The 19,191-nt window shown below is 61.0% G+C and carries 15 protein-coding genes and 1 pseudogene; 2 read left to right on the top strand and 14 right to left on the bottom strand.

The window, feature by feature from the left end; translation table 11 throughout:
* Positions 1-7: 7 nt before the first annotated feature.
* The 4 genes and pseudogenes from potA to aguB all read right to left on the bottom strand — a co-directional run bounded on the left by potA (position 8) and on the right by aguB (position 4,996).
* Positions 8-1,153: a polyamine ABC transporter ATP-binding protein gene (potA, locus tag IPK59_05770; protein MBK8158296.1), complete on the bottom strand. Its 1,146-nt coding sequence runs from the start codon at positions 1,151-1,153 to the stop codon at positions 8-10.
* 87 nt (positions 1,154-1,240) lie between these two features.
* Complete coding sequence (locus IPK59_05765) at positions 1,241-2,407, bottom strand: polyamine ABC transporter substrate-binding protein (protein MBK8158295.1); 1,167 nt, start codon at positions 2,405-2,407, stop codon at positions 1,241-1,243.
* Between the two features lie 341 nt (positions 2,408-2,748).
* Positions 2,749-3,964: pseudogene (locus tag IPK59_05760) on the bottom strand (polyamine ABC transporter substrate-binding protein).
* A gap of 156 nt (positions 3,965-4,120) precedes the next feature.
* Entirely contained in the window at positions 4,121-4,996 is an 876-nt protein-coding gene (gene aguB, locus IPK59_05755) for an N-carbamoylputrescine amidase (GenBank protein ID MBK8158294.1), read from the bottom strand.
* Between the two features lie 268 nt (positions 4,997-5,264).
* On the opposite strand from aguB, the gene IPK59_05750 reads away from it, so the two are divergent.
* Entirely contained in the window at positions 5,265-6,359 is a 1,095-nt protein-coding gene (locus IPK59_05750) for a TRAP transporter substrate-binding protein (GenBank protein ID MBK8158293.1), read from the top strand.
* 79 nt (positions 6,360-6,438) lie between these two features.
* On the opposite strand, the gene IPK59_05745 is transcribed toward IPK59_05750, so the two are convergent.
* From IPK59_05745 to IPK59_05700, 10 genes are all read right to left on the bottom strand, one after another.
* Positions 6,439-8,127: a TRAP transporter large permease subunit gene (locus tag IPK59_05745; GenBank protein ID MBK8158292.1), complete on the bottom strand. Its 1,689-nt coding sequence runs from the start codon at positions 8,125-8,127 to the stop codon at positions 6,439-6,441.
* The gene (locus IPK59_05740) at positions 8,124-8,741 is read right to left on the bottom strand and encodes a TRAP transporter small permease subunit (protein ID MBK8158291.1); all 618 of its coding nucleotides are present in this window, start codon (positions 8,739-8,741) and stop codon (positions 8,124-8,126) included. Before IPK59_05740 ends, IPK59_05745 begins: the two co-directional genes overlap by 4 nt.
* A gap of 129 nt (positions 8,742-8,870) precedes the next feature.
* The gene (locus tag IPK59_05735) at positions 8,871-9,494 is read right to left on the bottom strand and encodes a LysE family translocator (protein MBK8158290.1); all 624 of its coding nucleotides are present in this window, start codon (positions 9,492-9,494) and stop codon (positions 8,871-8,873) included.
* Between the two features lie 110 nt (positions 9,495-9,604).
* Positions 9,605-10,717: a TRAP transporter substrate-binding protein gene (locus IPK59_05730; protein MBK8158289.1), complete on the bottom strand. Its 1,113-nt coding sequence runs from the start codon at positions 10,715-10,717 to the stop codon at positions 9,605-9,607.
* 147 nt (positions 10,718-10,864) lie between these two features.
* Positions 10,865-11,593 (bottom strand): arginyltransferase, encoded by a 729-nt coding sequence (locus IPK59_05725; GenBank protein ID MBK8158288.1) that lies wholly within the window; start codon positions 11,591-11,593, stop codon positions 10,865-10,867.
* Between the two features lie 62 nt (positions 11,594-11,655).
* Complete coding sequence (locus IPK59_05720) at positions 11,656-12,192, bottom strand: RDD family protein (GenBank protein ID MBK8158287.1); 537 nt, start codon at positions 12,190-12,192, stop codon at positions 11,656-11,658.
* A 118-nt stretch (positions 12,193-12,310) separates the two neighbouring features.
* A complete protein-coding gene (gene motB, locus IPK59_05715; GenBank protein MBK8158286.1) occupies positions 12,311-13,324 on the bottom strand; it encodes a flagellar motor protein MotB in 1,014 nt (337 codons plus the stop codon).
* A gap of 21 nt (positions 13,325-13,345) precedes the next feature.
* Positions 13,346-14,203 (bottom strand): flagellar motor stator protein MotA, encoded by an 858-nt coding sequence (motA, locus tag IPK59_05710; GenBank protein ID MBK8158285.1) that lies wholly within the window; start codon positions 14,201-14,203, stop codon positions 13,346-13,348.
* A 135-nt stretch (positions 14,204-14,338) separates the two neighbouring features.
* On the bottom strand, positions 14,339-16,657 hold the full coding sequence (locus IPK59_05705; GenBank protein MBK8158284.1) for a penicillin acylase family protein: 2,319 nt from the start codon (positions 16,655-16,657) through the stop codon (positions 14,339-14,341).
* A 39-nt stretch (positions 16,658-16,696) separates the two neighbouring features.
* The gene (locus tag IPK59_05700) at positions 16,697-17,893 is read right to left on the bottom strand and encodes a CoA transferase (GenBank protein MBK8158283.1); all 1,197 of its coding nucleotides are present in this window, start codon (positions 17,891-17,893) and stop codon (positions 16,697-16,699) included.
* 146 nt (positions 17,894-18,039) lie between these two features.
* Here IPK59_05700 and IPK59_05695 point away from each other — a divergent pair, with 146 nt between their 5' ends.
* Positions 18,040-19,191, top strand: coding sequence for a type III PLP-dependent enzyme (locus IPK59_05695; protein ID MBK8158282.1), 1,152 nt, complete (start codon positions 18,040-18,042; stop codon positions 19,189-19,191).

Raw genomic sequence — 19,191 nt, 5'->3', positions numbered from 1 at the left:
TGCCGCCTCAGCTCAATAAAGCGACGGGGCTGTTGGCGTGCCAGGTGACATAGACCCGGTCGTCCCAGTCGATCGCATGCTCGGCGGCGCGGCGTTGGTTCGACATGGTGACTTTGACTTCCTTGCCGCTGTCGAGCTTGATCAGGTAGACGGACATGTTGCCCATATAGGCGATGCCCTTGACGATGCCGGGTGCGCAGTTGTTGGCGTCACCGGGATTGGTCTTGTCCAGTTCCATCTTTTCGGGGCGGATGGCCACCCACACTTTGGCACCGGGCGCCGCCGAAATACCGTGGTCGATATAAATCGGGCATCCGGCCTCGGCCGATTCGATCAACACATGGCCGGGCTCGTCTTCGACGATGTTGCCTTCGAACAGGTTGACCGAGCCAATAAAGTCGGCAACGAACTTGGTGTTGGGATATTCGTAGATTTCCTTCGGCGTGCCCACCTGCACGATATGCCCGTTGTTCATGACGCCGATCCGGGTCGACAGCGTCATCGCCTCTTCCTGGTCGTGGGTCACGACGATAAAGGTGATGCCGAGGCGATCCTGGATGTTCATGATCTCGAACTGGGTTGCTTCGCGCAGTTTCTTGTCAAGGGCACCCAAGGGCTCGTCGAGCAGCAGCAGCTTGGGTTCCTTGACCAGCGAACGGGCAAGCGCCACGCGCTGGCGTTGGCCACCTGAGAGTTGATGCGGCTTGCGGTGGGCAAACTGACGCATCTGCACCATGTCGAGAATAGCGCCGACCCTGGATTTGATCTGATCGGGTGGCGTTTTGTCCTGCTTGAGCCCGAAGGCGACGTTCTGTTCGACTGTCATATGCGGGAACAGCGCATAGGATTGGAACATCATGTTGGTTGGTCGCTCATAAGGCGGAATGTTCGCCATGTCGACGCCATCAATGTAAATCTTGCCCGATGTCGGCTGTTCGAAGCCAGCCAGCATGCGCAGCAAGGTCGTCTTGCCGCAGCCTGAACCGCCCAGCAGCGCGAACAGTTCGCCGCGATAGATGTTGGCGGATACATTGTTGACCGCGACGAAATCGCCGAACTTCTTCGTGACGTTCTCGATGCGAATGTAAGGCTGCGCGTTCGGATCGTTCCAGATCTGGGAGGTGGGTTCCGCTTTTGCTCGTTCAGCCGCCATGATGTTTCCTGTCGCTGCTGACCCGGTTCGGGCCTAGGCACTGTCAAAAAGGAAGCGGCGGCGCCGAGGCCGGCGCCGCCGTGTTTTCTACTGACCGGTTTTCACCCGTGTCCATTCGCGCGTGATGACACGGCTGAGTTCCTGGGAACGGACCACGGAGGGGAATCCCCGCTTCATCACTTCCTCGTTCGGGTAGATGGCCGGGTCGTCCAGGATTTCCTTGTTCACGAACTCCTTGGCCGCCAGGTTGGCATTGGCATAGTAGGTATAGTTGGTGGCGGCGGCGATCACTTCTGGACGCATCATGTAATTGAGGAACAGGTTGGCGTTCTTGGGATGCGGCGCATCTGCCGGGATCAGCATGCCATCGAACCAGATGTTGGTGCCTTCCTTCGGTATCGTGTAGGCGAGATTGATCTTGAGGCCGGCCTCGGCAGCTCGAGTCGCGGCGGTCGCATAGTCGCCCGACCAGCTCATCGAGATGCAGTTCTCGCCATTCGGCAGCGAGGTCAGATATTGCTGCGAGTCGAAGTTGCGGATATAGGGCCGCACCTTCATCACCAGGGCTGCGGCGGCGATGATGTCCTCTTCCTTCTGCGACGTCGGATCCTTGCCCATATATGCAAGCGCCAGCGGAAACACGTCTTCCGGTGAATCGAGGAAGGTGACACCGCAATCGGCGAATTTCGAGAGGATGTTCGGATCGAAGATGATGGCCAAGCTGTCGAGCGGGGCGTCGGGCATGCGTTCCTTCAGCATGTCGACATTGTAGGAGAACCCGTTGGTGCCCCACATGTAAGGAATAGCGTGTTCATTGCCCGGATCTGCGTCCTTGGCAAGAATGGCCATGATGGACGGATCCATGTTCTTCAGATTGGTGAGTAGGCTCTTGTCGAGCTTCTGATAGAGACCGATCCGAATCTGCCGCGCAAAGAATGAAGAGGAGGGGAAGACGACATCATAACCCGTCCCGCCGGTGACAAGCTTGGCCTCGAGATCCTCGTTGCCGGTGTAGGTGTCATACTGCACCTTGATGCCGGTCTCCTTCTCGAAATCGGCAATCGTGGTCTCGCCGATATAGTCGGACCAGTTATAGACATTCAGAACTTTGGGTTCTTCGCTGGGAGCCGGCGTGACCGCCGCTTCCTGTGTCGGCGCTGCGTTGGTCGTTTCGGTCGCCGTTTGATTCGCTGCGGGTGTCGTCGCTGTTTCGTTGCTTTGTTGCGACGTCTTTTCCTCGCCGCAGCTGGACATGAAGGCGCCAAGCGCCACCATCACCGCTGCCACGCGCAAGTTGTGACCGATACGCCTCTCGCCGGACATGACGCCTCCCCAGTTTTGAGCACACCAACCGGAATTGAGCACGTCTTGAACTAACGTTGCTTCAGTCCGGAGAATCCCTGTTTAGCACATTATTAACGATTTTTTATATCTGACCCCGTCCGAGTACCCCGTGTCAACCCTCGCCATGCAGCGCACAATCAAGATGTACTCGCGCAATAAAAGACCCCGCGGAATGAACCGCGGGGCCATTAGTCATTTTGTATCGATCAGATATTGCAGCGCTTTATGACGGCGCCATCATGTCTGCGGCATTACTGGCCGGTCTTGATCTTGGTCCAGGTGCGGGTGCGCAGGCGCTCGATTTCCGGTGTAGCGACCTTGTCCGCAAACAGGCGGGCGCGCACTTCTTCGTTCGGGTAAATGTTCGGATCATCCAGCAGAGCCTTGTCGATCATCGGCATGGCGGCGGCAACCGGGCTGCCGTAAGCCACATAGTTGGCGTTGGCGGCCGCGACCTTCGGATCGAGATTGTAGTTGATCCACTTATAGGCCTGCTCGATGTTGACGGCATCGGTCGGGATGGCCATCACATCCATCCAGATCAGCGTGCCCTCCTTGGGGAATCGCATAGCCGATCTCGATGCCGTTCTTGGCCTCTTCGGCACGGGCGCCAGCCAGGCTGAAATCGCCCGACCAACCCAGGGTCAAACAGACGCTGCCACTGGCAATGTCGTTGATATAGCTCGAGCTGTGGAAGTATTTGACATAGGGCCGAACGCCGAGCAGCAATTTCTCGGCCGCCGCATAGTCATCCGGGTTGGCGGTATAGGGATCCTTGCCGAGATAGTTCAAGGCGACTTGCAGGACTTCGGCCGGCGCATCGAGCATGGTGATGCCGCAATCGGCGAATTTCTGCGCCAGTTCTGGCTTGAAGATGATGTCGAGGCTGTTCACCGGCGCATCCGGCATGCGCTTGTTGATCTCGGCAACGTTATAGCCGATGCCCGTCGTACCCCAGAACCATGGCACGGAGTATTTGTTGCCAGGATCGAAGGCCGAAAGCACTTCCATGATCTTCGGATCGAGGTTCTTGTAGTTCGGAATCGTGGCAGGGTCGATCGGTTGGTAGATACCGACGATGATCTGCCGGGCGAGGAAGGCGCCTGAGGGATGCACGAGATCGTAGCCGGTGCCGCCGGCCATCAATTTCGCTTCGAGCATTTCGTTCGAATCATAGACATCGTACTGAACGGCGATGCCAGTCTCCTTTTCAAACTCGCCCTTGGTCTCCTCGGCGATGTAGTCCGACCAGTTATAGACATTGAGCTTGCCGCCGGAATCGGCTGCCGGTGCTGCTGCTGTCTCCGTCGTGGTGGCCGGTGCTGTTTCGGCGGCGTTGGTCGCCGGTGCTGCTTCCGTCGCGGTCGTGTTGGTGGCTTGTTCAGCCTCCTTCTTTTCCTCGCCGCAAGCTGTCAACAACAGCGCTGAGATAAAAGCTACCCCGATCAGTTTTGATTTTTGCACCATGGCCTCCTGGTTATTGTTGAATTGCCGGATTGTTTATTTCGGCCGCGCCGACTGGCCTGATGGCCCGCAGCCCAATGGTTAACACGCCCAGATGCTATTTTCGCACCTCAGAGGGTGGTTTTGTCAACAAATGGCCGTGAAGGACTGGTCCCTGGCTCATTCGCTCCAGTTCTGGCCGTCGAGCGTCATCATCACCGTATAGAGATCCGGCCGTCGGTCGCGGAACAGGCCCCAGCCCGCCCGCTGGCGCCGAAGTGCCTGAAAATCGAAATCGGCAGTGAGAATCGCTTCCTCGGCACCCGCCTCGGTAATGATCTCGCCGCGGGCGCCGGCGATGAAGGAGCGGCCATAGAAGGTCAGCGAGCAAGTCTGGCCGTCTTCCCTGCCGATGCGATTGGACGCCACCACCGGCACCATGTTGCAGGCGGCATGGCCTTGCATGGCGCGCTGCCAGTGATCGGCGCTGCTGAAATTGGGATCGTTGGGCTCGCTGCCGATGGCGGTCGGATAGAGCAGCAGCTCGGCGCCCATCAGGGCCATCGCGCGGGCGCATTCCGGGAACCATTGGTCCCAACAGATGCCGCAGCCGATTCGGGCATAGGCGGTATCCCATACCTTGAAGCCCGTGTCGCCCGGATTGAAATAGAACTTCTCCTGATAGCCCGCACCATCAGGAATGTGGGATTTGCGATAAAGTCCCAACATCTCGCCGTCGGCGTCGATCACCGCCAAGGAATTGTAATAGGCATTGTTGGCAGCCTCGAAGAACGAGATTGGCAGCACGACCTCCAATTCTCTGGCAAGTTCCTGCATGCGGGCAATGGTCGGATGGTCTTCCGCCGGTTGGGCAAGATCGAACAGCTCGGCCAATTGATCCTTGCAGAAATAGGGCGTCTCGAACAATTCCTGCAATTGAATGATGCGGGCGCCCCGCTTGGCGGCCTGCCGTACCAGGGCCTCGGCCCGGTCGACATTCTGTGCGGAATTCGGCGAACAGGCGAATTGAGTTGCCGCAACCGTCACCGTAGCCATGGATATATCCCCGATTTTCAATCTTGCTGCCCCGATTCATAGCCTTTGCGCGGAGCCGATCAAGCCTTTACTGGCGCACCGGTCCTACCCTCCTTTTGGAGTACTTGCATGCCGTTCCGAAATCGTCACATTGTGTCCTGGGCGGCGCACAAGGGCAGCGGCGTTTTCTGTTGTCTTCGCGGCGATTTGCGGGCGCCCCTTAAAATCTGACTCGATGACCAGGATTCCCACGGGATCCCAGCAAATATAGTCAACTTGGGAGGACCTTATGCTTCGTCGCAATTTCCTGAAAGGCGCCGGTATCGGCGTCGCTGCAACTGCGGTGGCGGCCCCCGCCATTGCCCAAAGCAGCCCCGAACTCAATTGGCGCCTGACCTCTAGCTTCCCGAAAAGCCTCGACACAATCTTCGGTGCAGCGGAGACCTTCGCGAACTACGTTTCCGATGCGACGGATGGCAAGTTCAAGATCCAGGTTTTCCCGGCCGGCGAACTCGCCCCGGGCCTTGAGGCCGCGAACGAGGTCGCCAAGGGCTCCCTCGAGATCTGCCATACCTGCAGCTATTATTACTGGGGCAAGGATCCGACCTTTGCCTTCGGCACAGCTGTGCCGTTCGGCCTCAACAGCCGCATGCAGAACGCCTGGATGTATCATGGCGGCGGCATCGAGTTGATGAACGAGTTCTATGCCGGCCATAATCTCTACGGCCTGCCCTGCGGCAACACCGGTGCCCAGATGGGCGGCTGGTTCAGGAACGAGATCAAGTCCGTCGCTGACCTCAAGGGCGTCAAGATGCGCATTGCCGGGTTTGCGGGCAAGGTGATGTCCGGCGTCGGCGTCGTCCCGCAGCAGATCGCCGGCGGTGAAATCTACCCGGCCCTTGAAAAAGGCACGATCGACGCGGCCGAATGGGTCGGTCCCTATGACGATGAGAAGCTCGGCTTCTACAAGGTGGCGCCGTTCTATTACTATCCCGGCTGGTGGGAAGGTGGCGCTTATCTCCACATCATGATCAACAATGAAAAGTGGAACGCACTGCCCAAGAGCTACCAGTCGATCGTGAAGGCGGCGGCTCAGGCAACCACGGCCGATACCCAGGCCAAGTACGACTTCCTCAACCCGACGGCGCTCAAGAAACTGGTCGCCGGCGGCGCCAAGCTGAAGCCCTATCCGCAGGATGTCATGGAAGCCTGCTTCAATTCGGCGAAAGCGGCCTATGAGGAGATCAGCGCCACCAACGCGCCCTTCAAGAAGGCTTACGAAGCGATGGCAGCCATCCGCGCCGACCAGTATCTCTGGTTCCAGGTGTCGGAACACACCTTCGATACGTTCATGATGAACCAGCAGCGCAAAAAGCAGCTCTAGTCACGGCTGCCATAAGTGATGAGGCCCGGCAATCCACCGATTGCCGGGCCTCTTTCTTTGTGCGCGATGCGGATCGGGCTCACTCGATGGCGGGCGGCTCCGACAGGTCGAAGCTCGGCAGGGTCGGCAGTTCTTCGGACCCGCCCAGCCCCTCGCTCGATGGCAGCGTAATCTCCACATTTGCGGGATCAACGGTCGAGATTTCGTCCTGGTAATGCGTGACAATCTGCGGGAACAGCATCACTGCGGCCACCATCAGCAGCTGCAGCAGGATGAACGCCACGGCACCTCGATAGATGTCGGTGGTCTTGACGCCGGCCAACGTCTTGCCGGTGACCTTGTCGAGCCAGTTGCCGACCGGTGCCACGGACCGCATGTAGAAGAGCGCAAAGCCAAAGGGAGGCGTCAGGAAACTGGTCTGCATGTTGATGCCGAGCAGGACACCGAACCAGATGAGGTCGATGCCCATCTTGGCCGCGACCGGCGCCAGCAGCGGGATGATGATGAAGGCAATCTCGAAGAAGTCGATGAAGCAGCCAAGGATGAACACCAGGATGTTCACCGCGATCAGGAACCCGACTTCTCCGCCCGGCAGGCCGGACATGAGTTCCTCGACCCAGACATGGCCGTTGACGCCATAGAAGGTGAGCGAGAACACGCGGGCGCCTATCAGGATGAAGAGCACGAAGCAGGACAGCTTGGTCGTGGCATCGAGCGCTTCACGGAGCGCGCCCCAGGAGATACGACGCTTGGCGAGCGCCATCAACAAGGCACCGGCGGCACCCATGGCGCCGCCTTCGGTCGGTGTCGCGATGCCGAGGAAGATAGTGCCCAGAACCAGGAAGATCAGCGCCAAGGGCGGGATCAAGGTGACGACGACTTCCTGGGCAAGCCGCGAAAGCCAGCCGAGGTTCATTGTCTTATTGGCAACCGCCAGGGCGTAGATTGCCGAGGCGCCGATGGTAGCACCCCAGATGCCGGCGCCATTTTGGATGCTGTCGCCGATTGAAAGGGCGACGGCAAAGGCGATCGCCGTGCCGACAATCGTCACGACGAGCAGCGACATGGCACCACTGCCAAGCGTGCGCGCTTCCGCCGGCAGGGCAGGTGCGGCTTTGGGACGGATGATGGTGATCACGAAAACATAGGCGCAATAGATCGCCGTCAGCATCAGGCCGGGAACGATGGCGCCTGCATACATGTCGCCCACCGAGCGGCCGAGCTGGTCGGCGAGGACGATCAGCACCAGCGAGGGCGGGATGATCTGTGCGAGCGTGCCGGACGCGGCGATGACACCGGTCGCCAGCGACCTGTCATAGCCATAGCGCAGCATGATCGGCAGAGAGATGAGGCCCATGGCCATCACTGATGCGGCCACCACGCCGGTGGTTGCCGCCAGCACGGCGCCGACCAGGACGACGGCATAGGCAAGACCGCCGCGGATCGGGCCGAACAACTGGCCGACGGTATCGAGCAGATCTTCGGCCATGCCGGATTTCTCCAGCACGATGCCCATGAAAGTGAAGAAGGGGATGGCCAGCAGCGTTTCGTTGTTCATGACCCCCAGCAGGCGACCGGGCGATGTCTGCAGCAGTGGCCAGGAAAGCGTGATTTCGCCGCCGGAAATCGGCGCAAGCTCGACCCCGATGAAGAAGAAGAACAGGCCGTTTGCCGCGAGGGCGAAGGCGACCGGATAGCCCATGATCAGGAACAGTACCAGGGAGGCGAACATGATCGGGGCAAGGTTATGGGCGATGAATTCGATCATCGGGCATCTCCCCCACCGCGATTGCGCTCGCTGTCGGGCACAGGTGTCGGTGCGCCCAGCGTTTCAGGATCGATCGTCGCATGTGCCCCGTGAAAATCATCGGACTCGTGAAGATTGCCGCTTAGGACGGCCACACGCTTGATGATTTCAGAGATCGCCTGTGCCAGCAGCAGGACAAAACCCGCCAGGATGATGAATTTGGCCGGCCAGATGATGAGCCCGCCGGAATTCATCGACATTTCCTGCGACTGGTAGGAGTCGAGGGCAAACGGGATGCACAGCCAGATCATCATCAGCACAAAGGGCAGCAGGAAGACGATATGGCCGAACAGGTCGATCCAGTCCCGGGTGCGCTTTTTGAGATGCGCGGAGATGACGTCGATGCGGATATGGGCGTTGCGCTGCAGGGTATAGGCGGCAGCCAGCATGAACACGGCGCCGAACAGGTACCATTGCAGTTCCAGCCAGGCATTCGAACTCTGGTCGAACACCTTGCGGATGATGGCATTGACCGCGCTGACGATGATTGCCACCAGGATCAGCCATTTCACATGCCGCCCGATGAACGCCGTCACCGCATCGATCCCGCGGCTGGCCGCAAGCAGTGCCTGCATCCGCTTGTCCTCCCGATTGTCACCGATTCCGGTGGTTTCTTGAACTCCCGCGCCAACCTACCTAAAGCCTTGATGGGGCGCAATCATTCCGGGTCTGGCGCCAAGGTCGACTTTAGTCTGGCTGGGGGCTTAGCTCTGGCTGGCGCGGGCCGTCGCGGTGAGAATGCCGGCGCCTATCAGCAGGCTGCCGCCGACCTTGTTGGCGGCCTCCACCACGCGCTCGTTGCGGATTGCGGCCCGCGCCCGCGAGGCGACGAGCGCATAGCCGATGGCATTGGCGAAGGCCAGGATCAGGAAGGTCGCTTCGAAGACCAGCATCTGGGTCAGGAAGTCGGCTTGCGGATTGAGGAATTGTGGGAGAAAGGCCACGAAGAAGATGATGCTCTTGGGATTGAGCGCCGTGACGATCCACGCATGCCCCAGCATCTGAGCCTCGAGGCGCCATCGGCGCGTGGCGGCGTTGAGCGCACCGCCGGCGCGCCACAGCTTGATGCCGAGCCAGATCATGTAGCCGGCGCCGATCCATTTGAGAATGGTGAATACCGTGGCCGAGGCGGCCAGAAGGGCGCCCAGTCCGAGCATGGACAGGGTCATGGCGGTGAAGTCGCCGAGCGCCACGCCGATCGCCATGGGGAAGGCCGCGCGCCAGCCTTGGCCGAGGGCATAGGAGATGACCAGGAGGATCGTGGGTCCCGGGATGACCATCAGCAAGGCCGACGCTGCCGTGAATGCGGCCCAGGTTTCCCAGCTCATCGTCCCGATCTCCCCCATGTTGCTGGAGTGATCAAGCCACAGCCGGTAGTCCAGGTCCAGTCCAGGCGTTAGCCCGGGGGAACTAATCTAACTATATGAAATATAATAATTTACCCGGTCGGATAGGTGAACCCGAGATACCGGGCGGCGAGGAAGCCGCCTTCACTGACGCGGGTCCAGGTCAGGGTGGTCTTCCGGTATTTGAGATAGGAGCCGACGATCCGCTTTGTCACGTCATCGCCGGCGTCGAGCACCTCCTGGACGACTTCGCTGGAAGCATTGCCGAAGGCGATCAGCACGTCGCGGGAGAACTTCTTGAGCTGCACGTCATGCTCGTTCACCAGCGTGGCAAGGGCTGCCGGACTGCGGCCGCTATATTCCGCCGCCGTCAGATCATTCTCGGCCATGCAGGCCGCGGCCACGATCTGCTTCAGATCGTCCGGCAAGGAAGAGAATTTGCTCTTGTTGACGATGCATTCCAGTCCCGTCCCCGGCTCCTGGAAACCAGGCCAGTAGTAGAGCTTGGTGATCTTGTAGAGGCCGAGCGAAAGATCATTGTAGGGCCCGACCCATTCGGCGCCATCAATGGCACCGTCCTGCAGCTTGGCAAACAACTCGCCGCTCGCCATCGGCATGACGTCGACGCCGAGCTTCTTGAGTGCTTCGCCGCCATAGCCGGGAATGCTGAATTTGCGGCCCTTGAGGTCGGCGACATCGTTCACTTCCTTGAGGAACCAGCCGCCCATCTGCACGCCGGTATTCCCGGCGAGGAAGGGTTTGACGCCGGCGGCGTCATAAAGTTCGTCCCACAATTCCTGTCCGCCGGCAAAGTTCATCCAGCCGTTGAATTCGGATGGAATGAGGCCGAACGGCACGGCGCTGAAGAAGCCGGCGGCCGGCATCTGCCCGATATGATAGAGCGAAAAATCATGGGCCATTTCCGCAGTGCCCTGCGACACGGCGGCAAAGCCCTGCAGGGGCGATACCAGTTCACCAGCGGCATAGACCTTGATCGTCAGTCGACCGCCGGACAATTGGTTGATGCGCTCCGCCAGTCGTTCGGCGCTGGAGCCGAGGCCGGGCAGGCCTTTCGGCCAGGCCGTCACCATTTTCCATTCAATGCGATCTTGGGCGAGAGCGGGTTTGGGAAAGGCACCGCCCAGGGTCGCAGCACCCGCGGCACCGGCCGTGAGTGCGCCGGTCAGAAAGCGACGACGTCGCATGCAAGCAATCCTCGATCTGGTCAATTCGGGCCGTGCGCCGCCGCCGTTTTCGGAGGAACTGCCACCGGCCCATTACTATCTGGGGCCGGAAACTATCAGGTCGGCGGTGCCAAGGAAAGCGGCCTCACGGCTGGCGCCGGTGGGTCGCTATTGGTCGGCAGCGAGACGTCGCCAGCCGTCGGCGCCATAGCGTTCCAGGGGCTGGAATCGCCGTTTATAGTCCATCTTCTGGCTGCCCTTCACCCAATAGCCGAGATAGAGGTAGGGCAGGCCAGCCTGGCGCGCGAGGTCGATCAGGCGCAGCACCACGAAGCTGCCGAGACTGTCCTGCGCCCGGTCAGCGGCAAAGAAACTGTAGACGGCGGAAATGCCGTCGGCACTCCAATCCGTCAGGCATGCGGCGATCAGGTTGCGATCGGTATCGCGGAACTCGACCATGCGCGTGTCGATCGGGCTGTCGGCAACCATGCTGGCGTAATCCTGCGGTCCCATGCCGACCATTTCGCCGTCATTGTGGCGCTGGTCGAGATAGCGGCTGAACAACTGGTATTGTTCCTGGGTTGGATGCGCCGGCCGGATTTCGGTCACCAGGTCGGCATTCCGCGCCAGCACTCGGCGCAGGGACCGGGAGGGGTGAAAATTGGCGATGTCGATGCGCACGGGAATGCAGGCCTGGCAGCCGGCACAGGCCGGGCGATAGGCGATCGAGTGACTGCGCCGGAAGCCTGCCCTGGACAGAAGCTCGAACAATTCGGTGGCTTGTCCGCCGGAGAGTTCGGTGATGATCTTTCGTTCCATCCGCTCAGGCAGGTAGGGACACGGGACCTCGGTGGTCACCATGAAGCTGATCGGGAAGCTGCGGCTCTGCACGCTCATGGCGTTATCCTACGCCAAGGACCCGTTTGTGACCAGTATCGGTGCAGGGGCGGCGGCTTCGCTCAATCCGGGTCGGCGCGCACGACGATCGAGCCGACGACGATGTCATGCAGCAGTCGGGAGCGGTCCGCGAAGAAGCCTACCGCCAGCACCGGAAAGAACACGGTGACGGTGGCAAAATACATCGCCGTCATCAGGAATGCTTGCACATGGTCAAGTTTGCGACCGTCGGTGTTAACCACCCGCAGGCCGGCGGCCCGCATGCCCAAGGTGGCGCTGCGCGGCCCAGCCATCAAATAGGTTGCCATCGCCACATGGATGACGATCGGTGCCAGCACCAGCGCCGGGAGCGACAGCAGCCCCAAGGTCGCGATTGTGGCCATGCAGTTGGCCAGCCACAGCACGCAGGACAGGATGAAGGCGATGGTGAAATCGACACCTGCCGCACAGAAACGTCGCAGCAGAACACCTTCATAGCGGCGCGGGTCGGCGAGATCGATATTGGTGTGCAAGGCCGCTGCCTCGTCGCTCCAGTCACGCCCGGCACCGCCTGGATCTAGGCGGCTCAATTGGATCGAGGGCGGTTTGCGGTCGGTCAAATCTGGGCCTGTGGCTTGGCTGCGGACTGGCTACGCGCTGGATATGTGATGTCGGGGCGCCGATCGCAAGCCCACTTTCCATCAGGAAATGCGGGTTTCTGCGGCGATCACGGGATCGTCACCCGCCGGAATCGGGTTCGACGTTTGCAGGCGGGATGATTTCCGCGGGCGGCTCATCCGGTGCTGCCGGTGCTGCCGGCGCTGCGGCTGGCGCGGCACCTTGGCCGCCGGGGGTATCTAGCACATTGCTCAATAGCGTGATCGAGATACGGCGGTTCTTCGGATCCGCAGGATTGTCCGCGATGAAGGGGTCTGTATCGGCGCGCCCGACAACGTTACGGACATTGCTCGCCTGGACCCCATTTTCGACCAGGACGCGCCGCGCCGCATTGGCGCGATCAGACGACAATTCCCAATTGGTGCGCCCGTCCGCGCCCACATAGGGGGACGAATCCGTGTGGCCCGAGATGGCAAGCTTGTTGGGCAAATTCTTGACGGCCTGCGCGACCAGACCAAGTAGACGGCGGCTCTTTTCATCCATGTTCGCACTGCCTGAGGCGAACATCGATTCCTTCTCGGCATCGAGCAACTGGATGCGAAGTCCTTCCGGAGTCTGGTCGATCTTCAGATTGTCCTGCAGGCCGGAAAGGTCCGGCGATTCCGCGATCACCTGCTGGATCTGTTGCTTCACTTCCTCGAACTTCTTCTCTTCCGTGGCCTTCAGCGCTGCCTTGGCCTCGGCGGCATCGATCGGCTTTTCCCCTTCAGCTGTGGCCGCAGCTTCCTCGGTATCGGCCTCGCCGGTCCCGTCGCCCGTGGCGCCGGTGCCTTCTTCCTCGATATCGATCTCAACCTCGGCGGCGGCCGTGCCGCTGGCTGCGTCCATCACCTGCTCCTGACCGTCCATCACGGAGACCGAGGTCGCTGCATCGGTTATGGCAAGAGTGGGGGTGAAATAATGGCCGATGGCCTTTTTCTGCTCATCGGTGGTGTTGCCGAGCAGCCACAGCAACAGGAAGAACGCCATCATCGCCGTCACGAAGTCGGCATAGGCCACCTTCCAGGCGCCGCCATGGGCGCCGCCGGCGACCTTCTTGATCCGCTTGATGATGATCGGTCTTTCATCCGCCATGGATCTGACCTCTCAAGTGCCTTAAGGCGTCGGCAGGGCGCTGACGGCCTGCTCGACCTCATAGAAGCTCGGCCGTTCGGTCGACCAAAGGACCTTGCGCGCGAATTCGACCGACACGGCTGGTGGATAGCCCTGCATGTGGGCCAGCAAGCCGGACTTCATGCACTGGTAATATTTGGCATCGGCATTGTCGGTCGCAATAACGACCGATGCAATGGGCGCAAAGACACCGTATGACATTAAGATACCGAAAAACGTACCGACTAGGGCCGCGCCGATGAGGCCGCCAAGAATTTCCGGCGGTTCGGCGATCGAGCCCATTGTTACGATGACGCCGAGCACCGCGGCGACAATGCCAAGGGCGGGCATGGCATCGGCCGTGCTCTGGATCGCATGGCTACCGACATGGAGCTCGGCGTGATGCGTCTCCAGTTCCGCGTCAATCAGGGTTTCGACCTCGTTGGGGTTTTCGGTACCCAAGGTCATCATGCGCAGATAGTCGCACAGAAACTCGACGGCATGGTGATCGTGCTGGAATTTTGGAAACTGCGCGAAGAGGGTGCTCTCGTCCGGTTTTTCCACGTGCTGCTCCAGGGCCAACATGCCCTTGGTTTTCGCGAGCCGGAAAATCTGGTAGAGGACGGAGAGCAATTCGACGTAATCGGCTTTTTTGTAATGTGGACCCTTGAGAGCACGCTTGAAGGCCGCGCCGGTCGCTTTGAGGCCAGTTTTTGTGTTGCTGATGATAAGGGCGCCCATGGCCGCGCCCAGAATGATCACGAATTCGAGCGGCTGCCACAGAACCCGTAGGTCCCCGTGAACGGAATAGGCGCCAAAGACGCAGCCAAATACGATGACGATGCCGACGATAACCAGCATGGATAGCCCGAACCCGCCCCTGTTTAACCCACCACAACATCACCGGTTTTAGTTAATACTTGGTTTAGGAGTCGGGGCAAGAGCTTGAATTGAGGTTCAATTCAGATAGTAGCTGAAGAGTTGCGCGGCGATGCCCTAATCCGGATCGGCGGGCTGCAACACCAATTGCGCCGCCCCGCCACCCTTTAATCCACGATAGACCCCATCCCGCCAATCAGTCAGCCAATCGTCATAGTGTCGCGAGAGCGGATTGCCCGATTGTCCGCCGGCCAGGGCAAACTGTGCTGCCTCGGGTGCGGCGAAATCGAGCACGAAGCGCAGACCCGGCCCATGCACGTGGGCGAGGGCGACCCCGCCTCTGGGTGGCAGCGGCGTGCCGCGGTTAACCGTGAAGAAATCGCCATCCGTCGGCAGATCGGCATCGAGCCAATCCCGCAGCAACGGGACATGGCGGAAAACCGGGTGATTGAAGTGCGCCCGGTGGCTGTCGCCCCAACGCCATGTCGCCGCATCTGGTCCGTAAGCTTCGGCGAGGTCACGGCGCGTGTCGCGAAAGGCCGCGACGAGAATATCGGCACAGCTTTCCTTTGCCGGGCTGACAATATCGTCGCAGGCGCGGCCATCGGCGAGGATCAACTGGAGCCGGTCGATCTGCCAGAACCACCAGTCGGGGAAATGGCCGCGCATCTCGTCGGCAAGGAGCTGCTTTGCCACACGATCGATCAGGATCGTGGCGATCAGCGGGGCTGCAAGGTCGCGGTCCATGGCGCCATCCCACGCCTCAAGGATGCCGGCCATCTGCGGGTCCGCCTTCGCCAGCACAGGCAGCCAGCGGCGCACGAAGGCAAGCACTGGCGCCGAATGATTGTCCATCTGGACAGCCTTCAGATGATCAGGCGTGATCTCAGCCTTGTTTTCCAGCAGGGCGCCGATCCGGTTCGCGCGGTCTTCTTCCGGCCAATCCGCAGTGATGAAAGGACGATAGCCCGCCGGTCTGATATCGTTGTTCGCCGTGACCAGCACACCGTTTCTGTCGCCATGCAATTGCGGCAGGGCCGCCATCGGCAGGGTACCCAGCCAGTCATAGGCGCCGCTCCAGCCCGGTGCCGGCAGGCGGCTCTCGGCAAAGATCGCCCGGCGCAGCGGCACGCGACCGGCAGCGATGAAGCCGGTGGCGCCGGTGCGATCGGCATAGACCACGTTCTGCTCAGGCGCGTGAAAATCGACCAGCGCCACTTCCAGCGCTGTCGCATCGCGCGCATGGTTCATGGCGAGGATGCTTTCCGGCGTGCGGTCACCCGGCAGCAGTGCCGTCCAGGCCAGGGCCAGCACGGTGTCCGGCGCCACGCCATCGTCGCTGAGATCGGAGACGACCGGGCCGTGACGTGTGCTGCGCACGGTGATCTCGATCTCCGGCGCATCCTTGATCCTGATCGTTTCCTGCCGTGTGAGGAATGGCTGCGGGCCAGTCGGGGTCACGTAGTGATCGGGGCGCTCCGGCACGATCCGTTCTTCGAACAGATCCTGGGTATCCCCATGGGTGGTGGTGAAGGTCCAGGCGACATGGCCATTGGTGCCGATCATGATGAAGGGAAGGCCAGGTGCCGTCGCCCCCGTCCAAGTCATATCCGGTGTTTCGAGGCGCGCCAGATACCAGGTTGCGGGCAGGCTGAGGCCCAGATGCGGATCGTTGGCGATGAGCGGCTTTTCGCTGGCACTGAGAAGGGGACCCACGGCCCAGCTGTTAGATGCGTAGCTGAGCGGTTGACGCCAGTTCGGCACGCTGCCGTCATCATTGCTGGCGGCGCGCGCCGTCGGCGCAGATACCAGCAGGTCGAATAGGTATGGCGGCAGGGCACGCTTCATCAACCGGTTGGTCGTTTCCCCCTGCCAATTGTTGGAAAGATCGAGCGCCATCAAGCGGCCCCAGACCAGGGAATCCGCCGGTCGCCAAGGCGTTGGCCGGTAGCCCAGCAGATAGAATTCCGGCGGCCAAGCACCGTCATGCGCGGCGATGAAGGCGTTCACGCCGGCGCTATAGGCGTTGAGCACGGATTTGAGCGCCGGACTTGCCGCCAGCACCTGAGCCTCAGCCGAACGGTAGAGTCCCAGCGTCCGCATCAGGCGGTCGGTTTCAAGCGTGTCCGGACCCAGAACCTCGGACAGGCGCCCGGCGCCAAGTCGGCGCATCGCATCCATCTGGAACAGCCGGTCCTGCGCATGGACGAAGCCAAGCGCGAAATAGGCATCGTTGCTGGACTGTGCAGCAATGGTGGGGACGCCGCGATCGTCACGCGTGATCGAGACCGCGGCGGGGATGCCGGGCAGGGTGATGTCACCCTCGGCCTGGGGCAGCCTCGTGCGTAGCCACAGATAGCTGCCCAAGCCAGCGGCGGCGACAAACAGCACCAAGATGACGAAGATGCGGAGTGTCCAGCGCAACCAATTGCTCATGAAACCTTTTTCCTGACAGCGTCGCGCCCCGCGGCGAGCTTAGCTGGCTTCCGGAAAATCGGCCAGGATGCGCGCGCGATCCTGGTCAAGCTCCGGCGCCGCCGGCCGCATCGCCGGTGTCGCAAATCCGGAGAATTTGATCGGCGAGCCGGCGACTTCCAGCGGTGCCACGCTGGGATCGTCGATCGGTAGCACGATCTGCCGGTGCTGCACCTGCGGATCATGGATCGCCTGTTCCACATTGTTGATCGGCGCTGATGGAATGCCGGTGCGGTTGAACAGCTCCAGCCAATAGTCGGTGGTGTTCTGGGTGAGGAAGCTCTCCAGCATTTCCTTCAACTGGGTGACATGTTCCGACCGCTTGGCGTTGGTGGCAAAGCGCGGATCGTCCGCCAATGTCGCGTGCTGCACCACGCCGCAGAAGGTCCTGAACAGCGAATCATTGCCGCAGGCGATGACGACATAACTGTCTTTCGTCCGGTATGCCTCGAAGGGGGCGATCGACGGGTGCCGCGCACCCAGGGGCTTGGGCGATGTGCCGGTGGAGTAATAGCGCGCGATGGCGTTCTCCAGCAGCGCCAACTGGCTGTCGAGCATGGCGACATCAACGGCGATGCCTTCGCCGGACTGATGGCGGTGGTGCAACGCCGAGACGATGCCCAGCGCCGTGAACAGGCCGGCACCGAGATCGCCGATCGAGGCGCCGACACGGGTCGGCTCGCCACCCTCATGGCCGGTGATGCTCATGATGCCGCCCATGGCCTGGGCGATGATGTCGTAGGCCGGGCGGTCGGCATAGGGACCGGTCTGGCCGAAGCCGGAGGTCGAGGCGTAAATCAGCTTAGGGTAGAGCCGCTTCAGGTCTTCCTGGCCAAAACCGAGCCGTGCCATGGTGCCGGGCCGAAAATTCTCGATCATTACATCGGCGCCGCGCAGCAGCCGGTGCAGGATCGCCTGGTCAGCTTCATTCTTGAGATCGAGGGCGATCGATTCGCTTCCCCGGTTCTGGGCAATGAAATAGCCGGACTTGCCGTTGATGAAGGGGCCGTAGGCGCGGGAATCATCGCCGCCTTTGGGATTTTCCACCTTGATCACCCGGGCACCCAGGTCAGAGAGCAACATGGTGCAGAACGGCCCCGCCAGCACCCGGGTGAGGTCGATGATCACGATGCCGGAAAGCGGCCCCCCGGCCTTACTCTCGGCCTTGCCTCGGGTCGCCCCGTTCGATTGCGCCATCTCCCCAATCCCCCCGACCTGCGTTCTGTCATTAATATGACTTGTTCCTTGGGGCATTTAGATAGCTGATCCGGGGGCTGGGTGACAACAGCGGGCCTATCGGCTAGAAGCCCATGAAGTCGGCATATGAGCCTCAGGAGTTGGGTATGGCGAAAGAATTCGAAAGCGTTCGGAGCATGATCGAGACGCTGAAGCCCAGCTATCCGGTCTATTGCCTGCGACCCGAGATCATCACCCAGGCGGCTACCCGGTTCCTGGAGCAGTTTCCGGGCCGGGTCCTCTATGCGGTGAAGTGCAACCCGCATGCCGAGGTGCTGCGCGCACTGCACCGCGCCGGTATCCGCCATTTCGACACCGCCTCGCTGCCCGAGATCGCCCAGGTGCGCGAGAGCTTTCCCGATGCCGCCTGCTATTTCATGCACCCGGTAAAGGGCCGCGCCGTCATCAACACGGCCGCCAAGGTCTATGAGATCGACACCTACATCATCGATCACCCGAGCGAGCTCAACAAGATCCTCACGGAGACCGGCGGTGCCGAGGGCCTCACCATCTATGTCCGCCTGAAGACGCCGCCTGTCGATGGCGCGTTCTACCACCTGGCCGCGAAATTCGGCGCCGATGTCGACGATGCCGCGTCCATGCTGCGCGATGCGGCGTCGCGCGGCTGCCGGGTCGGCCTTGCTTTCCATGTCGGCTCGCAATGCCTCGTGCCCGGCGCCTATGGCGAGGCGCTGAAGATCGTCGGCGAGGTGCTGGAGAAGGCCAAGGTGGATATTGTCGGCCTCGATGTCGGCGGTGGCTTTCCGGCGGAATATCTCGGCACTAACATGCCGCCCTTCGAGGACTTCATTCACGAAATCGAAGAGGGTGTGAAGAAGCTGAAACTGCGCCGCGACTGCGTACTAATGTGCGAGCCCGGCCGTGCGCTGGTGGCCCATGCGGTCTCGGTGGTGACCCAGGTTCAACTGCGCAAGGACGACCAGCTCTACATCAATGACGGCATCTACGGTTCGCTGTCGGAAACCGTCGATGCCGGCGTCAGGCTGCCGGCACGGGCCCATCGCCTGGCCGGAGCGCTCACCGGCGCGCCCAAGGATTTCATCCTCAACGGCCCCACCTGCGACTCCCTCGACGTCCTGCCTTCGACCTTCTCGCTCCCCTCGGACATCGACGAGGGCGATTGGATCGAGATCGACCGGGTCGGTGCCTATTCAAATGCGCTGGCGACACGCTTCAACGGCTTCGCGCCGGAAACGCTGGTTGTCGTCCATGATCAGCCGATGGGCAGCGTGCGCTGA

It is taken from the genome of Rhodospirillaceae bacterium (assembly GCA_016712715.1).
In the GTDB taxonomy this organism is placed as follows: Bacteria; Pseudomonadota; Alphaproteobacteria; order Dongiales; family Dongiaceae; genus Dongia.
This window is presented reverse-complemented; position numbering and strand designations above follow the sequence as displayed.